The sequence below is a fragment of the Pseudomonas sp. AD21 genome (assembly GCF_002878485.1).
Classification (GTDB): Bacteria; Pseudomonadota; Gammaproteobacteria; order Pseudomonadales; family Pseudomonadaceae; genus Aquipseudomonas.
The window spans coordinates 129,162-146,467 of the sequence record NZ_NQYG01000012.1; the positions used below are offsets into that span (position 1 = coordinate 129,162).

The 17,306-nt window shown below is 60.8% G+C and carries 15 protein-coding genes; 10 read left to right on the top strand and 5 right to left on the bottom strand.

The features are described 5' to 3' along the window. Nucleotides 1-172: 172 nt before the first annotated feature. The 3 genes from PseAD21_RS10545 to rpmE all read right to left on the bottom strand — a co-directional run bounded on the left by PseAD21_RS10545 (nt 173) and on the right by rpmE (nt 2,669). A complete protein-coding gene (locus PseAD21_RS10545) occupies nt 173-1,441 on the bottom strand; it encodes a malic enzyme-like NAD(P)-binding protein (RefSeq protein ID WP_102355620.1) in 1,269 nt (422 codons plus the stop codon). A 182-nt stretch (nt 1,442-1,623) separates the two neighbouring features. Further along, entirely contained in the window at nt 1,624-2,406 is a 783-nt protein-coding gene (locus PseAD21_RS10550) for a thermonuclease family protein (RefSeq protein ID WP_102355636.1), read from the bottom strand. A gap of 41 nt (nt 2,407-2,447) precedes the next feature. After that, on the bottom strand, nt 2,448-2,669 hold the full coding sequence (rpmE, locus tag PseAD21_RS10555) for a 50S ribosomal protein L31 (protein WP_064585593.1): 222 nt from the start codon (nt 2,667-2,669) through the stop codon (nt 2,448-2,450). A 288-nt stretch (nt 2,670-2,957) separates the two neighbouring features. Here rpmE and PseAD21_RS10565 point away from each other — a divergent pair, with 288 nt between their 5' ends. From PseAD21_RS10565 to PseAD21_RS10590, 6 genes are all read left to right on the top strand, one after another. After that, nucleotides 2,958-5,177: a primosomal protein N' gene (locus PseAD21_RS10565; protein ID WP_102355622.1), complete on the top strand. Its 2,220-nt coding sequence runs from the start codon at nt 2,958-2,960 to the stop codon at nt 5,175-5,177. Between the two features lie 239 nt (nt 5,178-5,416). Continuing rightward, nucleotides 5,417-7,153 carry an arginine--tRNA ligase gene (gene argS, locus PseAD21_RS10570; RefSeq protein ID WP_102355623.1) on the top strand — a complete coding sequence of 579 codons (1,737 nt, stop codon included), beginning with the start codon at nt 5,417-5,419 and terminating at the stop codon, nt 7,151-7,153. 1 nt (nt 7,154) lies between these two features. Further along, nucleotides 7,155-7,871, top strand: coding sequence for an SPOR domain-containing protein (locus PseAD21_RS10575; RefSeq protein WP_102355624.1), 717 nt, complete (start codon nt 7,155-7,157; stop codon nt 7,869-7,871). A gap of 153 nt (nt 7,872-8,024) precedes the next feature. Then, entirely contained in the window at nt 8,025-8,561 is a 537-nt protein-coding gene (hslV, locus tag PseAD21_RS10580; protein WP_003220875.1) for an ATP-dependent protease subunit HslV, read from the top strand. Between the two features lie 48 nt (nt 8,562-8,609). Continuing rightward, the gene (gene hslU, locus PseAD21_RS10585) at nt 8,610-9,947 is read left to right on the top strand and encodes an ATP-dependent protease ATPase subunit HslU (RefSeq protein ID WP_102355625.1); all 1,338 of its coding nucleotides are present in this window, start codon (nt 8,610-8,612) and stop codon (nt 9,945-9,947) included. A gap of 330 nt (nt 9,948-10,277) precedes the next feature. Further along, on the top strand, nt 10,278-10,667 hold the full coding sequence (locus tag PseAD21_RS10590; protein ID WP_102355626.1) for a hypothetical protein: 390 nt from the start codon (nt 10,278-10,280) through the stop codon (nt 10,665-10,667). Here PseAD21_RS10590 and PseAD21_RS10595 read toward each other — a convergent pair. Further along, on the bottom strand, nt 10,643-11,635 hold the full coding sequence (locus tag PseAD21_RS10595) for a GlxA family transcriptional regulator (RefSeq protein WP_102355627.1): 993 nt from the start codon (nt 11,633-11,635) through the stop codon (nt 10,643-10,645). The genes PseAD21_RS10590 and PseAD21_RS10595 overlap by 25 nt on opposite strands. Before the next feature lie 90 nt (nt 11,636-11,725). Here PseAD21_RS10595 and inhA point away from each other — a divergent pair, with 90 nt between their 5' ends. From inhA to PseAD21_RS10620, 4 genes are all read left to right on the top strand, one after another. Further along, complete coding sequence (inhA, locus tag PseAD21_RS10600) at nt 11,726-12,412, top strand: isonitrile hydratase (protein ID WP_102355628.1); 687 nt, start codon at nt 11,726-11,728, stop codon at nt 12,410-12,412. Between the two features lie 440 nt (nt 12,413-12,852). Continuing rightward, the gene (locus PseAD21_RS10610; protein WP_102355630.1) at nt 12,853-13,644 is read left to right on the top strand and encodes a CPBP family intramembrane glutamic endopeptidase; all 792 of its coding nucleotides are present in this window, start codon (nt 12,853-12,855) and stop codon (nt 13,642-13,644) included. A 102-nt stretch (nt 13,645-13,746) separates the two neighbouring features. Further along, on the top strand, nt 13,747-15,312 hold the full coding sequence (locus PseAD21_RS10615) for a PAS domain-containing methyl-accepting chemotaxis protein (RefSeq protein ID WP_097087658.1): 1,566 nt from the start codon (nt 13,747-13,749) through the stop codon (nt 15,310-15,312). Nucleotides 15,313-15,484: 172 nt separating this feature from the next. Further along, nucleotides 15,485-15,952 (top strand): hypothetical protein, encoded by a 468-nt coding sequence (locus tag PseAD21_RS10620; protein ID WP_102355631.1) that lies wholly within the window; start codon nt 15,485-15,487, stop codon nt 15,950-15,952. 290 nt (nt 15,953-16,242) lie between these two features. Here PseAD21_RS10620 and PseAD21_RS10625 read toward each other — a convergent pair whose 3' ends face one another. Continuing rightward, a complete protein-coding gene (locus PseAD21_RS10625; RefSeq protein ID WP_102355632.1) occupies nt 16,243-16,608 on the bottom strand; it encodes a DUF6124 family protein in 366 nt (121 codons plus the stop codon). Between the last annotated feature and the right edge of the window lie 698 nt (nt 16,609-17,306).

Here is a 17,306-nt window from a genome sequence, read left to right on the forward strand (position 1 = left end):
AAGCCCGCTCCCACAGGGTTTTGCAGTATTCACACACTTCATGTACACCCCCAGATTCCTGTGGGAGCGGGCTTGCTCGCGAAGGGGCACTGAAGAACACCACAAATCACACAGGCACAAAAAAGCCCCGACTCTCACGAGCCGGGGCTTTCAGTTGAAGCGCTACAACAACTTAGCCGTTGAACACGTCATCCACGCTTTTCAGCGGGTAGTTCTTCGGATACGGCAGGGTTGCCACACCCGTCTCGATCGCGGCCTTGGCCACAGCGTCGGAGATCAGGGTGATCAGGCGCTTGTCCATTGGCTTCGGAATGATGTACTCACGACCGAATTCCAGCGGCGCACCGCCGTAAGCATCGCACACGTCCTGAGGCACTGGCAGTTTGGCCAGTTCACGCAGGGCGTTGGCCGCAGCCACTTTCATCTCTTCGTTGATGCGCTTGGCGCGAACGTCCAGGGCACCGCGGAAGATGAACGGGAAGCCCAGTACGTTGTTGACCTGGTTCGGGTAGTCGGAACGACCGGTGGCCATGATCACGTCGTTGCGGGTGGCGTGCGCCAGCTCCGGGGAGATTTCCGGATCCGGGTTCGAGCAGGCGAAGACGATCGGGTTGGCCGCCATCGACAGCAGGCCTTCCGCGCTCAGCAGGTTCGGGCCCGACAGGCCGACGAACACGTCAGCGCCTTTCAGAGCATCAGCCAGGGTGCGCTTGTCGGTCGCGTGAGCGAACACGGCTTTGTACTGGTTCAGGTCGTCACGGCCGGAGTGAATCACGCCGGTACGGTCAACCATGAAGATGTTTTCGATCTTCGCGCCCATGCTCACCAGCAACTTCATGCAGGAGATGGCCGCAGCGCCGGCACCGAGGCAGACAATCTTGGCTTCCGGCAGGGTTTTGCCGGCGATTTCCAGGGCGTTGATCATGCCCGCAGCGGTCACGATCGCGGTGCCGTGCTGGTCATCGTGGAATACCGGAATGTCGCACTGCTCGATCAGAGCGCGTTCGATCTCAAAGCACTCAGGTGCCTTGATATCTTCCAGGTTGATGCCACCGAAAGTGATGGAGATACGTTTTACGGTGTCGATGAAGGCTTGCGGGCTTTCGGAGTCGACTTCGATGTCGAACACGTCGATGCCGGCGAAGCGCTTGAACAGCACACCTTTACCTTCCATCACTGGCTTGGAAGCCAATGGGCCGAGGTTACCCAGACCGAGAATCGCGGTGCCATCGGAAATGACTGCAACCAGGTTGCCCTTGCCGGTGTATTTGTAGGCCAGTTCAGGATCGCGGGCGATCTCACGCACTGGTTCAGCTACGCCGGGGCTGTAGGCCAGCGACAGGTCGCGGGCGGTAGCAGTGGCCTTGGTGAGCTCGACACTCAGCTTCCCTGGACGAGGATTGGCATGATATTCGAGAGCGGCAGTTTTCAGATCAGACATTTTGGCATTCCGCTTTTTACTGTTGGACAGACTGGTCAGCGAGGATACGCGCCTCGCAAAGTCCCCACAAGACTGAGCAGTCACCCCTGTCAAGCGCCCTGTCCTACGACTTTGGGCCAAGAGCCACGGCGCACAAGGGCTTGACTGTTCACAATCGATAGAAAAAATGTCTACAATTTTCTTTAGCGCGGCACTTGCAACATCGAAGGATCGGTCAGCGACAGCAGCCAACGTGACTGACCGGATTGCAGTCCACCGCGCCGCGAACGATCGACGATCCAGCCACGAGCCTCGATCTGCTTGCCTTTCAGCGCCTGCAAACGGGCATTGTCGAATTGTCCGACCAGATTGGGTGCAACGCGCAGTACAAGCAAGCCCTGCAACTCGATCCAGATTCCGCCGCGATTGCGCTGAACCTTGCTCACACGCCCACTGATCACGGCGAAACCCGAGCGCTGGATCTGCTCCACTTTCAGTACAGGTGACTGCCGCCAGAGGCCCAGCCCGGCCTTTCGCGCACTGCGTTCGGCGGCTTGCTGACAGGCAACAAGATCGACATTCGGCGCGACTGCGACCTGGAAACCGAGGCCATCGGCGAGCATTTTCGCTTCGAGATTGGCGCCACTGGCGCTGTAAATATACGCAAGCGTACGGCCGTAATGGTCTTTGGCTTGCTTGCCGGGCAGCAAACCGACGCGTCCGCCGCTGGCATCCACCAGCGCTTGCAGGCGTTTGCGTGCCGCCACCGCAAAGGGTTCGTCGCTGCGGCCCTGCTTGCCCAGTTCAGGTGTGTTGAGGCCGATCATCCGTACGCTGCGCCCATCGCTCAGGCGCAGCGTGTCGCCATCGACTACGCGCTGCACGGCGACGCTGGTCAGTCCCGCAGGTGCCGGGCAAAAGGCCTGTGCACCGGACAGCCAAATCGCAGACACAAAAAAGGCGCCCGCAAGGGACGCCTTTTTCATCAGTCTGGAGAAGTCGAAACGACCTTCCAAAATGATCAGCCTCAGGCTTTTTTGCCAACGCCGAAAGTAGCGAAACGGTCTGCGAACTTCTGCACGCGGCCGCCGGTGTCCAGAGTCTTCTGCTTACCGGTGTAGAACGGGTGGCATTCGTTGCAAACGTCGATCGCCAGGGCTTTGCCGAAGGTCGAACGAGTTTCGAACTTGTTACCGCACGAGCAGGTAACAGCGATTTCTGGGTAATTCGGGTGGATATCGGCTTTCATGGTGTATTCCTCAGGCTAGCGTGCCGCCACCCAACACTATTGTTGAATACCGCACGTAATTAGGCCGCGGATTCTACCAGACAATGTCAATCGCGCAAGCTGTCCCTGAGACCGACCGTCTGCTAGGCTCCCGGCCCATTGCGCTGTCCCTGTGGGAGCGAGCCTGCTCGCGAAGACGATCTATCAACCAGCATATCAGCCGCCTGACACACCGCTTTCGCAAGCAGGCTCGCTCCCACAAGTTATGTACGCAGTCCTTTTAATCGCCTGTTGATCGAGACCCCCCGCGTGCCCGACGCCATTCTGCGCCTCGCCCTGCCTTCGCCCCTGCGCCGCCTGTTCGACTATCGAGCGCCGGTCGGGGTGCTGCGTGCCCAGTTGCAGCCAGGCATGCGCCTGCGGGTGCCATTCGGTCGGCGCGAGATGATCGGGATTCTGGTCGAGGTCACGGACACCAGCGAAGTGCCGGCGGAGAAACTCAAACCGGCGCTGGCCCTGCTCGATACCGAGCCGCCGCTGCCGCCAGCACTGTTCAAGCTGTGCCTGTGGACATCGCAGTATTACCAGCACAGCCTCGGCGACACATTGAGCTGGGCACTGCCGGTGCTACTGCGTCAGGGCGAACTGGCCGAGGCCCGTCAGGAACGTTTCTGGTCGATTACACCCGGGGCCAGCCTGGATGATCCGCGCATCGCCCGCGCCCCACGGCAACGTGAAGCGCTGGCGACGCTCGCGCAACACCCGCACGGCGTCGCCCATCAGTTGTTGAGCAAACTGATGCTGAGCAAAGACAGCCTCGACCTGTTGCTGGCCAAGAATCTGGTACAAGTGGAGATCCGGCGGCACGCCCCCGGCGTGCGCCATGAGCACTGGCTGGCGCAACCGGAGTTGCCGCTGAACAGCGAGCAACGCGCCGCATACGAGGCGATCCGCGCCGGCTTTGACAGTTACCACGCCTTTCTCTTGGCCGGGGTCACCGGCAGTGGCAAGACTGAAGTCTATTTGCAGTTGATTCGCGAAACCCTTGAAGCCGGCAAGCAGGCGCTGGTGCTGATCCCGGAGATCAACCTCGGCCCGCAGACCCTGGCGCGCTTCGAGCAGCGCTTCAACGCCCGCATCGCCTTGCTGCACTCAGCGGTCAACGACCGCGAGCGCCTCGACGCCTGGCTCGCCGCCCGTGACGGCGAGGCCGACATTATTATCGGCACCCGCTCGGCGCTGTTCACGCCGATGAAGAACCCGGGGCTGATCATCGTCGACGAAGAGCACGACGGTTCTTATAAACAGCAGGAAGGCCTGCGCTACCACGCCCGGGACCTGGCGCTGGTGCGCGCACGCCAGGAGAACATTCCGATCGTCCTCGGCTCCGCCACGCCGTCGCTGGAAAGCCTGCACAACGCCTACACCGGTCGCTACGGCCTGCTGCGCCTCAACGAACGCGCCGGCGGTGCCAAGCAACCACGCTTCTTGCGTCTGGATGTGAAAAGCCGTCCGCTGGACAGCGGCATTTCCGGGCCGATGCAGCAAGCCATCGGCCAGACCCTCGCGGCCGGCCAGCAGGTGCTGGTGTTCCTCAACCGGCGCGGCTTTGCGCCGACGTTGCTGTGCCACGATTGCGGCTGGATGTCCGAGTGCTCGCGCTGCGATGCGCGGATGACCGTGCACCAGCGCTATGGCGAGCTGCGCTGCCACCATTGTGGCTACGTCGAACGCGTGCCGCGCCAGTGCCCCAAGTGCAACAAGGTCGATCTGCGCCCGGTGGGTGCCGGCACCGAGCGCGCCGAGGAACGGCTGGCGATTCTGTTCCCGGATTACCCGGTGCTGCGCGTCGACCGCGACAGCACTTCGCGCAAGGACGCGATGAATCAGTTGTTCGCGACGATTCAGAAGGGCAAGCCGTGCATTCTGGTCGGCACACAGATGTTGGCCAAGGGGCACCACTTCCCCCGGGTCACACTGGTATCGATTCTCGATGCCGACGGCGGGCTGTTCTCCGGCGACTTCCGCGCCAGCGAGCGCATGGCGCAATTGATTGTGCAGGTGGCCGGGCGCGCAGGCCGGGCGGAAGAGCCGGGCAAGGTGATCATTCAGACGCATCTGGCCGACCATCCTTTATTGGTGCAATTGACCGAGCAGGGTTACTTCGCCTTTGCCGAGCAGGCTTTGAGTGAGCGCCGCGCTGCGGGTTTGCCACCGTTTTCACATCTGGCGTTGTTGCGCGCCGAAGCGCACAAGCCGGGGCAGGCCGAAGGCTTTCTCGATGAAGCCTGCAGCGCGGCCGAGCGCTTGCTCACTGAGCAGAAGCTGACCGGCATCGAATTGCTCGGGCCGGTGCCGGCGCCAATGGAGCGCCGCGCCGGACGCTATCGTGCACAGCTGTTGGTGCAAGCGACGGCGCGGGCGCCGCTGCATCGGCTGCTCGCCAGTTGGTTGCTGGAGCTGGAACAGATGCCGGGCGGGCGGGCGGTGCGCTGGTCGCTGGATGTTGATCCCGTGGATTTGTATTGATCTGAACATCGCCTTCGCGAGCAGGCTCGCTCCCACGAGGGATTGATGCCAGACACATAATGTATGAACACCGCAGATCCAACGTGGGAGCGAGCCTGCTCGCGAAAGCGCGCTATTTGTCACCACACATCCACATCCTGCCTGCTAAGGTTGGCAAGCCCGTCTTCGCAACGGATAATGCCCAGTTTTTCCACCCGCGCATCGATGCGCCGCCGCGCTTGCGGTCGAAAGAGAAGACCATGAAAGACACCATTCGCCAGCTGATCCAACAAGCCCTCACCCAACTCGTCAACGAAGGTGTGTTGCCTGAAGGCCTGTCGCCGGCGATTCAGGTGGAGAACGCCCGTGACAAGACCCACGGCGACTTCGCCAGCAACATCGCCATGATGCTGGCCAAGCCTGCGGGCATGAAACCGCGCGATCTGGCGGAGAAAATCATCGCCGCGCTGCCGGCCGACGAAAACGTCACCAAGGCCGAAATCGCCGGCCCAGGCTTCATCAATTTCTTCCAGAACACCCAGGCCCTGGCCTCGCGTCTCGACGCGGCGCTTGCCGACGCCAACGTGGGCGTGCGCAAGGCCGGCCCGGCGCAACGCACCGTGGTTGACCTGTCGGCGCCGAACCTGGCCAAAGAGATGCACGTCGGCCACTTGCGCTCGACCATCATCGGCGACGGCGTGGCTCGCGTGCTTGAATTCCTCGGCGACCAAGTGATCCGCCAGAACCACGTGGGCGACTGGGGCACCCAGTTCGGCATGTTGATGGCGTATCTGCAGGAAAACCCGATCACCAGCGACGAGCTGTCTGATCTGGAAAACTTCTACCGCGCCGCCAAGCAGCGTTTCGACGAGTCCGAAGAGTTCGCCGACCGCGCCCGTGGCCTGGTGGTCAAGCTGCAGGCCGGTGATGCCGAGTGCCTGGCGCTGTGGACCAAGTTCAAGGACATCTCGCTGTCGCACTGCCAGAAGATCTACGAACTGCTCAACGTCAAACTGACCATGGCCGACGTGATGGGCGAAAGCGCCTATAACGACGACCTGATCAACGTGGTCAACGACCTGAAGGCCGCTGGCATGCTGGTCGAAAGCAACGGCGCGCAGTGCGTGTTCCTCGACGAGTTCAAGAACGCCGACGGCGACCCGCTGCCGGTGATCATCGTCAAGGCTGACGGCGGCTACCTGTACGCCACCACTGACCTGGCCGCCGTGCGCTATCGCAGTGGCAAGCTCAAGGCTGATCGTGCGCTGTACTTCGTCGACCAGCGTCAGGCCCTGCACTTCCAGCAAGTGTTCGCCGTGGCACGCAAGGCCGGTTTCGTGACCCATCCGATGGAGATGGAGCACATGGGCTTCGGCACCATGAACGGCGCCGACGGCCGTCCGTTCAAGACCCGTGATGGCGGCACCGTGAAGCTGATCGACCTGCTGACCGAAGCGCAGGAACGTGCCTACAACCTGGTGAAAGAAAAGAACCCGGAGCTGGCTGAAGACGAACTGCGCAACATCGCCAAAGTCGTTGGCATCGGCGCGGTGAAATACGCCGACCTGTCGAAGCACCGCACCAGCGACTACAGCTTCAACTTCGACCTGATGCTGAATTTCGAAGGCAACAGCGCGCCGTACCTGCTATTCGCCTACACCCGTGTCGCTGGCGTATTCCGCAAACTCGGCAAGGACTTCAGCGAAGTCGATGGCCAGATCGTCCTCGAAGCCGCGCACGAGCAAGAGCTGGCGGCGAAGCTGGCGCAGTTCGGCGAAGTGCTGAACAGCGTCGCGGAAAAAGGCACCCCGCACATTCTCTGCACCTACCTGTATGACGTCGCCGGTCTGTTCTCCAGCTTCTATGAGAACTGCCCGATCCTCGCCGCCGAAACGCCGGCCCAGATGCAGAGCCGTCTGCGTCTGGCCGCGCTGACCGGCCGCACTCTCAAGCAAGGCCTGGAACTGTTGGGCCTGGAAACTCTGGAGCGCATGTAAGTTGGCTGCCAAGAAAAAACCTGCACCCAAGCGTGGCGCCAGCCGTTACCAAGCTCCTGCAAAGCAACCGATCCCGGGTTGGCTGTGGATGGCCATCGGCCTGACGGTCGGTGCGTTCATCGTGTTCCTGATGAAACTGGAGCCGGGCAAGGGCAGCGACACGGTCAAACGCGAGAAAGTCGAGCAAGCGCAACAGCAGAAAGCGTCGAAGATCGCCGAGGCCAACAAGCCCCCGCCGAGCCCGACGCAACCGGTGAAGCCGAAGTACGACTTCTACACCCTGCTGCCGGAATCGGAAGTGATCGTGCCGCCGGATGCGGTGCCGGAGAAGACTCTGCCGACGCCACAAGTGCCGAACATCCCGACGACTCCGGTGACCCCGGCGGAAGCGGCGAAGATCGACACCGCGCGCGCTCAGGCAGCCCTGGCCGGGATCACCCCGCCGCCAGCGCCACCGGTGAGCAAGGCCGCACCTGTGACCAAGTTCTTCCTCCAGGCCGGCTCGTTCCGCAAAGAGGCGGATGCGGACAAGGTTCGGGCGCAGATCATTCTGCTCGGCCAGGCCGTTTCGGTTGAGTCGGGCACGGTGAAGGACGAAACCTGGTACCGCGTATTGGTCGGCCCGTTCAGCAACCGCGAACAACTGACCACCGCGCAGAAACAACTGGCGGGCAGCGGCTTCAGCAATTTGTTGTTACAACAACGCCAGAGCCGCTGACGCTCGGCCGATCGTTCCCACGCTTTGCGTGGGAACGATCAAAATACAAGACACCGCTCGTCCCATCTCCTGCGCTACGGTTGAAATCCTCTCCAGCACCCCCATATGAATGGGCATAAGGCACTTTCGCCCCGCTGTGTGGAGACTCTTCCCTTGACCACCATCGTTTCAGTCCGCCGCCACGGCAAAGTCGTCATGGGCGGCGACGGCCAGGTTTCTCTGGGCAACACCGTCATGAAAGGCAACGCGAAGAAAGTTCGCCGTCTGTACCACGGCCAGGTCATCGCCGGTTTCGCCGGTGCCACCGCCGACGCCTTTACGCTCTTCGAACGTTTCGAAGGCCAGCTCGAGAAACATCAGGGCCACCTGATCCGCGCCGCTGTCGAACTCGCCAAAGAATGGCGCACCGACCGCTCCCTCAGCCGCCTTGAAGCCATGCTCGCGGTCGCCAACAAGGACGCCTCGCTGATCATCACCGGCAACGGTGACGTGGTCGAACCCGAAAACGGCCTGATCGCCATGGGTTCCGGTGGCGGTTACGCCCAGGCTGCAGCCAGCGCACTGCTGAAAAAGACCGACCTGTCGGCCCGTGAAATCGTCGAAACCGCTCTCGGTATCGCCGCCGACATCTGTGTATTCACCAACCACACTCAGACCATTGAGGAGCAGGATCTCGCTGAAGAAGCCTGAGTCGGCCTTGTGCCACGGCTTGTTTCTGCTTGAGGACCGTCAATTATTATGTCCATGACTCCCCGCGAAATCGTCCACGAACTCAACCGCCACATCATCGGCCAGGACGATGCCAAGCGCGCCGTCGCGATTGCCTTGCGCAACCGCTGGCGCCGCATGCAGCTGCCTGAAGAGCTGCGTGTTGAAGTGACCCCGAAGAACATCCTGATGATCGGCCCGACCGGTGTCGGTAAAACCGAAATTGCCCGTCGCTTGGCGAAACTGGCCAACGCGCCGTTCATCAAGGTCGAGGCGACCAAGTTCACCGAAGTCGGCTACGTTGGCCGTGACGTCGAATCGATCATCCGTGATCTGGCCGACGCCGCGATCAAGATGCTGCGCGAGCAGGAAATGACCCGCGTGCGTCACCGCGCCGAAGACGCCGCCGAGGATCGCATCCTCGACGCGCTGCTGCCACCGGCGCGCATGGGCTTCAGCAATGAAGAAACCCCGAGCACCGATTCCAACACCCGCCAACTGTTCCGCAAGCGCCTGCGCGAAGGTCAGTTGGACGACAAGGAAATCGAGATCGAAGTCGCTGAAGTGTCCGGCATCGAAATCGCCACGCCGCCAGGCATGGAAGAGATGACCAGCCAGTTGCAGAACCTGTTCGCCAACATGGGCAAGGGCAAGAAAAAGGCCCGCAAGCTCAAGGTCAAGGACGCGCTGAAGCTGGTGCGCGACGAAGAGGCTGGCCGTCTGGTCAACGAAGAAGAGTTGAAGGCCAAGGCGCTGGAAGCGGTCGAGCAGCACGGCATCGTGTTCATCGACGAGATCGACAAGGTCGCCAAACGCGGCAATGTCGGCGGTGCCGATGTGTCCCGCGAAGGCGTACAGCGCGACCTGCTGCCGCTGATCGAAGGCTGCACCGTCAACACCAAGCTGGGCATGGTCAAGACCGACCACATCCTGTTCATCGCCTCCGGTGCGTTCCACCTGAGCAAGCCGAGCGATCTGGTGCCGGAACTGCAGGGCCGTCTGCCGATCCGCGTCGAACTCAAGGCGCTGAGCCCGGAAGACTTCGAACGCATCCTCAGCGAACCGCACGCCTCGCTCACCGAGCAATACTGCGCGCTGCTGAAAACCGAAGGCCTGAACATCCAGTTCCAGCCCGAAGGCATCAAGCGTCTGGCGGAGATAGCCTGGCAGGTCAACGAGAAGACCGAGAACATCGGTGCCCGTCGCCTGCACACGCTGCTTGAGCGTCTGCTGGAAGAGGTGTCGTTCAGTGCCGGCGACCTGGCCAGCACCCACGATGAGAAGCCGATTCTGATCGACGCCGAATACGTCAACAGCCACCTGGGCGAATTGGCGCAGAACGAAGACCTGTCCCGTTATATCCTGTAGGTCACCTTCTGTGTGGGCGGGCTTTTGTGGTGAGGAGATTTATCCCCGATGGGCAGCGAAGCGGCCCCAAAACCAGCTGACGCGGTAGTTCTGAGACACCGCGTGTGATGATTTTGCGACTGCTGCGCAGCCGATCGGGGATAAATCCCCTCGCCACAGAGGGTGTGACTTGATGCCTGCATCTGTTAAACAAATCCCACCCAATTCCCCCCCTGCAACTTGCACTTACACCCTGAAATACCTTGTTGCCAGCTGTTACATCCCCCCCTACCATCCACCGCAACGGGCACAGCGGAGCTGTCCAATAAAACCCGAATTCAAGGAACCAGAATGACCCAGCACGTCCACCGTCCCATCGCCACGCCCCTGCGCACCGGCCTGACCCGCACCCAACTCTGGGAAGCCGCCGACAAAGGCCTGATCAAATGCTGGGAAATCGGCCGCCAGCGCGCCGTACGCTTCCCCGACCTCGCGCAACGCTGCTGTGCCAATGAACTGCCGGTACTCGGCTGGAAAGGTGGCGTGAGCCGGAGCCTGAAGAAGAACGAGAAATACGGTTCGCTGAAGTATCTGGCGCAGTGGCAGGGCTTACGTGGTGAGGATCTGGATATTGATCTGGCTGAAGAACGTGCACTGACCTGTTCGCGGACGAAGATGCGGGTAACGTTTACCCCGGATCGGACGAAGTATTTCAATCAGGTGGCGGAAGCTGAGGCTTGATCTGCAACAGCACTGACCGAAAACCGCTCCCGATACGCCTGCGGCGTCACGCCAAGCGCCCGTAAAAAACTGCGCCGCAACGTCTCTTCACTGCCAAACCCGCAATTGGCCGCAATGCGCTTGACCGGCAGCCCGGTGTCACTGAGCAGACGCCGGGCGGTTTCGACGCGGATCAGTTCGATGGCGCGGGCCGGGGTCTGGCCGGTGTCGGCGCGATAGTGGCGCACGAAACTGCGTTCGCTCATGCCGGCCTGTTCGGCCAGGGTCGGCACGCCGAGGTCGCAGGTGAGGTTTTCGGCGATCCAGGCGTGCAGCTCGTCAAAACGATTGCCCTGATTTTGCAGGGCCAGGGTCACGCTGAACTGCGATTGCCCACCCGGGCGTTTGAGGAACACCACCAGATGTCGGGCGACGTCGAGGGCGATGTCGCGGCCGAGGTCTTGTTCGACCATCGCCAGCGCCAGATCGATGCCGGCGGTGACGCCCGCCGAGGTCCAGACCGGGCCGTCGTTGATGAAGATCGGATTGGCTTCGACTTGCAGCTTCGGATGCTGCTGCGCCAGTTGCTCGCAGCGGGTCCAGTGGGTGACCACGCGGCGGCCGTCGAGCCAGCCGCTGGCTGCCAATAGAAAGGCGCCGGTGCACACCGAGGCCACGCGGCGGCAACTGGCGGCGTGTTCGCGCACCCAGTCCACCAGGGCCTCATCCTCGGCCGCCGGGTAAATGCCCCAGCCTCCGGCAATGATCAAGGTATCGCTGGCCTCCTGCGGCAACAGCTCGGCCAGTACCGCCAGCCCTGCCGAAGACATCACCGCCCCGCCCTCGCGGGCAATCACCGACGGCGCATACGGTACGGGCAAGCCGCGCTGGCGGGCGATGTCGTTGGCCGAAGCGAAGACTTGCAGCGGCCCGGTGACGTCGAGGATCTGCATATTGGCGAACGCGAGTACGTGAATGGCTTTGGGCATTTTGGCGTAATTGGTGGGGTTATTGGCGTATACGCCAGAACCTACGCGCCTACAGTGAAGCCGTCCACCCCTCAAATGGAGAAATACCCCATGACGTTGCAGATCGGTTTTCTGTTGTTTCCACAGGTGCAGCAACTGGACCTGACCGGCCCTTATGACGTACTGGCCTCGCTGCCGGACGTAAAGATGCACCTGATCTGGAAGGATCTGGTGCCGGTCACTGCCAGCACCGGCCTGCTGCTGAAACCGACCATCAGCTTCGACGACTGTCCGGACCTGGATGTGATCTGCGTGCCCGGAGGCGCCGGGGTCGGCGCGTTGATGGAAGATGAGCAGACGCTGGGGTTCATCAAGCGTCAGGCGGCGCAGGCCAGGTATGTGACGTCGGTGTGCACCGGCTCCTTGGTGCTGGGCGCGGCGGGACTGCTGCAGGGCAAACGCGCGACCACCCACTGGGCCTATCACGAACTGCTGCCGAAGCTCGGCGCGATTGCGGTGCAGGATCGGGTGGTGCGCCACGGCAATCTGTTTACCGGTGGCGGGATTACGGCGGGGATCGACTTTGCGCTGGTGCTGGCCGCCGAACTGGTGGGAGCCGAGGCGGCACAGTTGATCCAGTTGCAACTGGAATATGCGCCGGCACCGCCGTTTGAATCGGGCAGTCCGGAGACGGCACCGAGTGCTGTCGTCGAAGAGGCTCGTAATCGTGCAGCGGCGTCGTTGAAGACGCGTACGGCGATTACTGAACGCGCGGCAGCGAAACTCAATTTGAGCTGATTCCTCAGCCACACAAAGATCCCCTGTGGGAGCGGGCTCACTCCTACCGGGGACTGGGGGTTGGATCGGGATGGGTGGCTTGCCGCTGGACCATTGTAGGAGTGAGCCTGCTCGCGAAAGCGGTGGGTCAGGCAACATGGATTTCGGCTGGACTGACGCCATCGCGAGCAGGCTCACTCCTACCCGGGATTGGGGGGGATTGGGATGGGTGGCTTGCCGCGGGACCATTGTAGGAGTGAGCCTGCTCGCGAAAGCGGTGGGTCAGGCAACATTGATGTCGAATGGGCCGACGCCTTCGCGAGCAAGTCCGCTCCCACAGTTGGGATCTGTGTCTGACGATAGTATTTTGTGTTGTCCCCACCTCCCGCCACACCTTTACTTGTCCCCACGCCCCCGTCCGTGTAGAAAGCCCATCCACAAATTCTGCACAAGGACTTTCGATGAAGGCGTTGCCATGGCTCTATCTGGCCCTTCTCAGCCTCGGTTATGGATGGGCGCTGAGCATTGGCCACCTCGGCTGGCTCGCGCTGATCTCGGTCGGATTGTTGCTGGTGGCCGGTTTCGCCGTGCGCCAACAGCAGGTACCGGTGGCGCGTCTGCTCGGGCACGCTCTGTTCATCTTCCTCGCCCTGTCGCTGGCGTTGCACTGGTTGCCGGGGTTCGACAACGGTCGGGCCATCGCCCGGCTGCGTTTCACCGACGACGCCGTGCCGTTCGCGATGTACCTGAACCTGGACAAGCCCTTGATCGGCTTCTGGCTGCTGCTGGCCTGCCCGTGGATTGTCGCGGCACGTTCGCTGCGCCTGACAGCGTACGCCAGCGTCCTCGCCCTGACGTTGAGCGCAGTCCTGGCGCTGGGCGGCGCGCTGTTGTTCGGGATGATTGCCTGGGCACCGAAGTGGCCCGATCAGGCATGGCTGTGGCTGCTGAACAATCTGCTGCTGGTGACCCTGGTCGAGGAGGCGCTGTTTCGCGGCTACATACAGGGAGGCTTGAGCCGGCTCTTCAAGCGCCTGCCCCATGGCGACAACCTCGCGCTGCTGCTGGCTTCGCTGATCTTTGCCCTGGCGCATTTCGGCGCGGGATGGCAGTGGATGCTGCTGGCGGGGCTGGCGGGGGTTGGCTATGGTCTGGCCTACCGTTTTGGCGGCCTCGGTGCGGCGATCGCCACGCATTTCGGGCTGAATCTGCTGCATTTTGGCCTGTTCACCTATCCGATGCTCGCCGGCTGAAGCAAGCGCCGTTTTGCGACGCTGTGCTGATTATTGAAAAAAAATTTCAATAAAAAGCTGTCACCGCCGACAACCTTTCAAAGCCTTGCGGATTGAAAAACCATGCGTAATAACCAGCCCATTACACAACGCGAACGGACTTTCCCGGCTCAGCAGCGGTTGATTTCCACAACCGACGCCAAGGGCGTGATCACCTACTGCAACGACGCTTTCGTCGAAATCAGCGGGTTTTCGCGTGAGGAACTGATCCGTGCGCCGCACAACCTGGTCCGTCACCCCGACGTGCCGGCTGCGGTGTTTTCGCACATGTGGGGCACACTGAAACAAGGCTTGCCATGGATGGGCATTGTCAAGAATCGCTGCAAATCCGGTGACCACTACTGGGTGAACGCCTATGTAACACCGGTGTTCGACGGCAATCAGGTGGTCGGTTACGAGTCGGTGCGGATCAAACCCACCGCCGAACAGATCCGCCGTGCCGAAGCGCTCTACCAACGCATCAACCAGGGCAAGTCGGCGATCCCTTCCAGCGATAAATGGCTGCCGGTGCTGCAGGACTGGCTGCCGTTCATTCTGGTCAGCCAACTGAGCTTCGTGATCGGCGCGACCCTGAACTCGCAATGGGGCTTCGCTCTGGCCGCCGGTTTGTCAGTACCGCTGGGCCTGATGGGCCTGCAATGGCAACAACGCGGGCTCAAACGCCTGCTGCGCCTGGCCGAGCAAACCACCTCCGACCCGCTGATCGCGCAGATGTACACCGACAGCCGTGGCGCCCAGGCGCGTCTGGAAATGTCGATCCTCAGCCAGGAAGCCCGCCTGAAAACCTGCCTGACCCGTCTGCAGGATACTGCCGAACACCTGACCGATCAGGCCAAGCAGTCCGACGCCCTGGCGCACAACAGCTCCAGCGGTCTGGAACGTCAGCGCGTGGAAACCGAACAGGTCGCCACCGCCGTCAACCAGATGGCCGCCACGACTCAGGAAGTGGCAAGCCACGTACAGCGCACTGCTGACGCGACTCAGGAAGCCAATCGCCTGACCGGTCGCGGTCGTGACATCGCCGGCGAAACCCGCGAAGCCATTCAGCGTCTGTCTGTAGTCGTCGGCGAAACCGGCCTGACCGTGACCCAACTGGCCAAGGACAGCGACGAAATCGGCGGCGTGGTCGACGTGATCAAAGGCATCGCCGACCAGACCAACCTGCTCGCCCTCAACGCCGCCATCGAAGCGGCCCGTGCTGGCGAGATGGGCCGTGGTTTCGCGGTGGTGGCTGACGAAGTTCGCCAACTGGCGCAACGCACCAGCGAATCGACCGGGCAGATTCACGCCCTGATCGCCAAATTGCAGCAAACAGCTTCGAGTGCCGTGCAAACCATGGAAGCCGGGCATCGTCAGGCTGAAGAAGGTGTGGCGCGGGTACTGGAAGCGGATCAGGCGTTGGTCGGGATCAGTGAAGCGGTGGCCAACATCACCGACATGACCACGCAGATCGCCGCTGCGACCGAAGAGCAAAGTGCGGTGGCTGAAGAGATCAGCCGCAACATCAGCAATATTTCGGAGTTGGCGGATCAGACGTCGGAACAGGCGCATAACTCGGCGTTGCTGAGTGAAGAGCTGACGAAGACGGCGAATACGCAGTACTCGTTGGTGGAGCGGTTTAACCGCTGATTGAGCTGGCGATAACAAAAACCCCGGACAGCGAAAGCTTCCGGGGTTTTTATTGCCTGCACTACCTGTCAGATCTGACAGTAGACGCACATCTGTTCGAGCGGGTATCAAGAGAAACCGTAATTGCAGTCGGTTGTAACACCTCCTCTTACTCGAAAAGGCAGGTTTGACAATGACCACTCAAGTTATTTTTCTCCCGAAAAAGCCACTGGTGCGCGATGACAAATTTCAATGGAAATTGGGCGGTAAACAGAAAACAGCCAAATTCAGATCTTTCTATCGGGGCGAGTTTTTTGGTGAGCCGTATTGGGCCATTAGTGGTGGAACGGGAAATTTCGACGATGAAAGCTATTTTGCTTTCTCCATGACGCTGCTCTACCAATCCGATGAGGCACTCACAGGCGTCTATAACCTCAGCGACGGGCTGACATTTGGACATAGCCATTGGATCCCTGCGCCGCCGGGATTTACCGGAATGGCTACGGTAGACGCGGACTCGGCGACTCTCAGCATCAAATATGACCCTGAAACGGACATCGCTACGGGATCATTCGAGGCCGTGTTCAAAAGTCATCGCTATCGTCTGAATCCCAAGGGAACTTTCACCATGACCAGGCTGAGACCACCTGAAGCCGACTGACACTGGCAGAGTTGATCGCTGCCACTTCGGGCAAGTCCCCATCGAGGTACATCGAAAGATGACACCGTGCAGGAGCTGCCGCAGGCTGCGATCTTTTGATCTTGGAAGCCCGAACGGCGAAAGCTGTCCGGGCTTTTTCTTTTTGATCTGGAATTTGTGGAGTCTGGCAGGCCTCATCGCGAGCAGGCTCACTCCTACAGGGGATCGTTGTCGGGCTCACAATCTGTGATCACCGCAGATCCAATGTAGGAGTGAGCCTGCTCGCGAAGAGGCCATAACAGCCAGCGAAATTACTGAGGCAACTTCAGCTTATCCAGCAGCCGATTGACCAACAGCTCGTTGAGCATGATCACCTGTTGCAGCGCCAGCAGCGGTTTGCGCTCCGGACCGCCTATTGAATTGGCGATATTACCGGCCATGGCATGGGCGTATGAAAGCGACTCGCTCGCCTCGACCAGCAGGGTTTCGTCATCCAGCGTGGGGTCGACGAGATAGACCGGGCGAAATTTTGGCGAGCTTGGTGGAGCCCCCAGGGCTTCGGGTCGGAGGTAGTAGTCGAGGGCGCGATCGGTTGCGTCTTTGATCTTTTGCGGGCTGAGCGCTGGGTCGTGGGGGATTGGATCGGTAACGGGCGGGTTTGGTGTGATTTTGAACATAGGTGTAACTCCAGTTTCGAATATTAGGAGCCATCACCCTCGCTACCAAACGAGTGGGTGGTGGCCATACGTGGGTTGGTAGACCGGTCGAAACGGGAAACCCGGCGCTCACGAATGAGCCCCACGCATGTCCACCATAAAAATCTGAGCCCCCAGAAAGGGGCTGCATACGGTGACACAATACGGTTTCGAAGCGGGCTACCAAACCCGATCACTGTTTTTCAGTGACAGGGACACGATACAACCCACCTCATAGCCGCGTAAGCAGGCGGATTCTGGCGTACGCGTAGGTAACGGCGCAAGGTGTTGTAGGCCCCGTGGCGTAACGGGTTGTGTAATTTAAACGTGCTCACAAAATCATGTTTGTGCACGGGAAATGCCGGACAGTGAGCGCTTCCAGTTCTTTATCGTGTCAGCGAAATTGCCCCTCACCCTAACCCTCTCCCAGAGGGAGAGGGGACTGACCGAAGTGTTTGGGAGAGCTACGCCGACGTGAAATACCGAGTTGAACTCAGATTCTGAAACAGATCAAAAGCCCCTCACCAACCCTCTCCCATAGGGAGAGGGGACTGAGCGAAGTGTTTGGGAGAGCTACGCCGACGTGCGATACCGAGTTGAACCCAGATTCTGAAAGGCTCACAAATCGGCTCCCTCTCCCTCTGGGAGTGTATGTACCGGAGACATGGTGGACACATGTT

What these genes read in the sequence shown, in the direction of transcription:
- PseAD21_RS10590 (WP_102355626.1), top strand. Translation starts at nt 10,278, where the DNA reads ATGACCCAGCACGTCCACCGTCCCATCGCCACGCCCCTGCGCACCGGC.
- PseAD21_RS10545 (WP_102355620.1), bottom strand. Translation starts at nt 1,441, where the DNA reads ATGTCTGATCTGAAAACTGCCGCTCTCGAATATCATGCCAATCCTCGT.
- PseAD21_RS10615 (WP_097087658.1), top strand. Translation starts at nt 13,747, where the DNA reads ATGCGTAATAACCAGCCCATTACACAACGCGAACGGACTTTCCCGGCT.
- hslU (WP_102355625.1), top strand. Translation starts at nt 8,610, where the DNA reads ATGTCCATGACTCCCCGCGAAATCGTCCACGAACTCAACCGCCACATC.
- inhA (WP_102355628.1), top strand. Translation starts at nt 11,726, where the DNA reads ATGACGTTGCAGATCGGTTTTCTGTTGTTTCCACAGGTGCAGCAACTG.
- argS (WP_102355623.1), top strand. Translation starts at nt 5,417, where the DNA reads ATGAAAGACACCATTCGCCAGCTGATCCAACAAGCCCTCACCCAACTC.
- PseAD21_RS10550 (WP_102355636.1), bottom strand. Translation starts at nt 2,406, where the DNA reads ATGAAAAAGGCGTCCCTTGCGGGCGCCTTTTTTGTGTCTGCGATTTGG.
- PseAD21_RS10595 (WP_102355627.1), bottom strand. Translation starts at nt 11,635, where the DNA reads ATGCCCAAAGCCATTCACGTACTCGCGTTCGCCAATATGCAGATCCTC.
- PseAD21_RS10610 (WP_102355630.1), top strand. Translation starts at nt 12,853, where the DNA reads ATGAAGGCGTTGCCATGGCTCTATCTGGCCCTTCTCAGCCTCGGTTAT.
- rpmE (WP_064585593.1), bottom strand. Translation starts at nt 2,669, where the DNA reads ATGAAAGCCGATATCCACCCGAATTACCCAGAAATCGCTGTTACCTGC.
- PseAD21_RS10620 (WP_102355631.1), top strand. Translation starts at nt 15,485, where the DNA reads ATGACCACTCAAGTTATTTTTCTCCCGAAAAAGCCACTGGTGCGCGAT.
- PseAD21_RS10625 (WP_102355632.1), bottom strand. Translation starts at nt 16,608, where the DNA reads ATGTTCAAAATCACACCAAACCCGCCCGTTACCGATCCAATCCCCCAC.